This is a genomic window from Bradyrhizobium sp., assembly GCF_049691595.1.
GTDB lineage: Bacteria > Pseudomonadota > Alphaproteobacteria > Rhizobiales > Xanthobacteraceae > Bradyrhizobium.
In genome coordinates, this window is the sequence record NZ_JBAVNZ010000532.1 from 1 (window position 1) to 3250 (window position 3250).

Genomic DNA, 3250 nt, shown 5'->3' on the forward strand with positions numbered 1-3250 from the left:
GAATCGCGAGATCGAGCAATGCGGTTTCTTCGATCCGGATGCGTTGCCGGCCGGGACGACGCCGGGGACACGGCTTCGGATCGCCGAGGTGCTCGGCGGCCGGGAGCCGATCGCCACCTGGCGCTAGCGACGGGCTGTGCTGCCGATCGCCATGCTGTCGCTCTGGACCCTGCTGTTCGCAACGCTCGACCGGCGTGGCTCGGCCGCCGCGGAAAACCCCGCTATGCCGCAACCGGCCAAAGCCTGATTGCGGTATAAGCCATCCATGGACAATCCTGATTCGGCAGGCCAGGGATGACGACACCAGCGTTGCGGGTTGCGGTTCTGGTGCCGTGCTTCAACGAGGAAGCCGCCGTCGCCACCGTGGTCGCAGACTTTCGCAAGGCCCTGCCGGCAGCCGGGATCTTCGTCTACGACAACAATTCGCGGGATCGCACCGCCGAGGTGGCGCGGGCGGCCGGCGCCGAGGTGCGCCGCGAGCGCCGCCAGGGCAAGGGACATGTGGTGCGGCGCATGTTCGCCGACATCGATGCCGACATCTATGTGCTGGTTGACGGCGACGCGACCTATGACGCGCCAAGCGCGCCGCGCATGATCGAGGCGCTCTTGAACGATCATCTCGACATGGTGGTGGGCTTTCGCGTCGATCAGTCGGTCGCGGCCTACCGGCCCGGCCACCGCACCGGCAACTGGATGCTGACCAGCTTCCTTGCCTCGGCGTTCGGCCAGGCCTTCAGGGATATCCTGTCCGGCTACCGGGTGTTCTCGCGCCGCTTCGTCAAATCATTTCCGGTATTGTCGGATGGTTTCGAGATCGAAACCGAGCTCAGCGTGCATGCGCTCGAACTCGCATTGCCGGTCGCGGAGATCGAGACGCCCTATTACGCCCGGCCGGAGGGATCGTTCAGCAAGCTCAACACCTGGCGCGACGGTTTCAAGATCCTCGGCACCATCCTGAAACTCTATCGCTCGGAAAAGCCGCTGCGGTTTTTCACCGCGATCGGAATCTGTCTCGCGCTGGTTTCGATCGGGCTTGCGATCCCGATCGTCATCACCTTTTTCGAAGAAGGCATCGTGCCGCGGCTGCCGACCGCCGTGCTGTCGACGGGCCTGATGATCGTGGCGATCCTGTCGGTATCGTCGGGATTGGTGCTGGATACCGTGACGCGCGGCCGCCGCGAGATGAAGCTGCTCGCCTATCTGTCGCAACCGGCCACCAGCAAGAATTGAAGGCGCGACCGACGATGGACCGCGCCGCCGCCAGATGCTATCGCGGCTCACCATGAGCGACCTCAATCTCACCATCCTGCCTGAAACCCCGAACGACGCGCAGGCGATCGAGCGGCTGCACGAGCGCACGTTCGGGCCCGGCCGCTTCGTGCTCAGCGCCTACCGGCTGCGCGAGCACATCGACCATCTGCTCGATCTGTCGTTCACGGCACGGATCGGCACGCTGCTGGTGGGCTCTGTCCGCCAGTTGCCGATCTGCATCGGCGATACGCCGGCCTTGCTGCTTGGGCCGCTGACGGTCGAGCCGCCGTTTCGCGGCCGCGGCGTCGGCCGCGCGCTGCTCGATCGCGCCGTGAGAGAGGCGAAAGCGAGGGGGCATCGCCTGGTGCTGCTGGTCGGCGACGAAGCCTATTACAGCCGTGTCGGCTTCAAGGCCGTTCCGAAGGGACGGGCGGTCATGCCCGGCCCGGTCGACTACCGGCGGCTGCTGGTGGCGGAACTGGCCGAGGGCGCCTTCACCGACGTCTCCGGCGCAATTCGGCCTGACTGGAGCAGGGCGACATAGAATCCGCGCGCGATGCCGTTTCACCTCACCCCGCAAGCGGGGCGAGAGAGATTATTTTCTCAGAACTTCAAATTCGCAAACGCGCGCACGCCGATGCCGGGCATCAGGACTTCGTCCTTGGTGTAGGAAACGTGGTTGCGGATGTTCTCGTTCAAGAGATTGTTGCCGACCAGACCGACCGTCATCTCGCGCGCGCCGAACCGGGAGGAATCGAGTTTGGTGTTGTAGCTGATCTCGGCCTTCAACAGATCATAGCCTGCCGTCGGCGTCTCGCCGATCACGGCAATATGGTTTTGCGCGAAGGCATGCAGCAGGTTGACGCGCATCAGCCAGTTGGCGTCGCGCCAGTATACGCCGCCGCCGGCTCGCAGCGGCGGAATCCGGGGAACATTGCTGCCGTCTGTGAAGGTGGCGCGAACGATGTCGAACTGATCCTCGATGCCCCAGATGCCGCCATGCAGCGGTCCGATGTCGAGCTGGCTCCGGAACTCGCCGCCGCCGAAGGTGGCATCGCGCTGGGAATAGACCGCCTGCCGCAGTTCGGCGCCGGCGGCGCCGCAGGAATTGAAATCCGCATCGCACATCACGCCGGTCAGCCGACGGAAGATGAAATTGTTGAACCGGGTGTAGTAAGCGGTGGCTTCGAACCGGAACGGCCCGGCGGCCTTGCGCAGTCCGAGTTCGACCGATTTCGCGATCTCCAACGTCAGGTTCGGGTTGCCGATGTCGAAGGTGCCGGTGGCGTCATGGGCGCCGCGCGAAAACAGCTCGGCCGGTTTTGGGGCGCGCTCGACATATTGCGCGGTGATGCTGCCGACGAGATCGCCGGGCAGGCTCTGGATCAGGCCGATGCTGCCGCTCTTCGGCGTGTAGGATGGATTTCGCGCGACAGCGGTTTGCGGATTGCCGTTGGGCAGGAAGTCCGCCGGAAAATCCGGGGTCGAGCCGTGCAGGTCGACATGCTCGATGCGTCCGGCGATCTGGGCTTTCGTCGAATTGGAGAACTTGAACTCGTTGAAGGCGTAGCCGGCGACGCGGGTGTTACGGTTCGGATCCCACAGCCCGTTGAACAGCGTGCCGGGATGGTCCGGGCTCGGCGCGGCCAGCTCCTGATGTCCGGCCTGCAAGCCAAACGCGGTCGTCACCGCCGCGAAGCGGGCATTGAACGGCGCGAACTGCACCTCGGCGCGGGCCTCCTGCTCCTTGTTGGTGAAGGTCTGGCGGATGCCCGCGGTTGCGGGATCGTTGGGAACGGCGAGGCCGATCTCGTCGTGGTGATAGTCGGTCGCGCCGGCCCACAACCTGACGGCGTCGATCGCGGCTGCGTCCGGCCGGTACTCGCCCTTGGCGGTGAGTTTGGTCTGGTGCGCGTCGATCCGGGTCTGGTGGTCGGCGCCGTCGATGCCGGGAATGCGATAGAGCGAGTCGTTTTGCGTGATCGCCGCGCCAATGAAT

The 3250-nt window shown here is 65.0% G+C and carries 3 protein-coding genes and 1 pseudogene; 3 read left to right on the forward strand and 1 reads right to left on the reverse strand.

Going from position 1 to position 3250, the window contains the following annotated elements; genetic code table 11:
• The 3 genes and pseudogenes from WCE35_RS21520 to WCE35_RS21530 all read left to right on the forward strand — a co-directional run.
• Positions 1-127: pseudogene (locus WCE35_RS21520) on the forward strand (NUDIX domain-containing protein); the annotation flags it as partial.
• Positions 128-294: 167 nt separating this feature from the next.
• Positions 295-1230: a glycosyltransferase family 2 protein gene (locus WCE35_RS21525; protein WP_424595335.1), complete on the forward strand. Its 936-nt coding sequence runs from the start codon at positions 295-297 to the stop codon at positions 1228-1230.
• A gap of 52 nt (positions 1231-1282) precedes the next feature.
• Entirely contained in the window at positions 1283-1795 is a 513-nt protein-coding gene (locus WCE35_RS21530) for a GNAT family N-acetyltransferase (protein ID WP_424595336.1), read from the forward strand.
• A 59-nt stretch (positions 1796-1854) separates the two neighbouring features.
• On the opposite strand, the gene WCE35_RS21535 is transcribed toward WCE35_RS21530, so the two are convergent.
• Positions 1855-3250 (reverse strand): TonB-dependent receptor (locus tag WCE35_RS21535; protein WP_424595337.1); only part of this gene is annotated, 1396 nt, incomplete at its 5' end.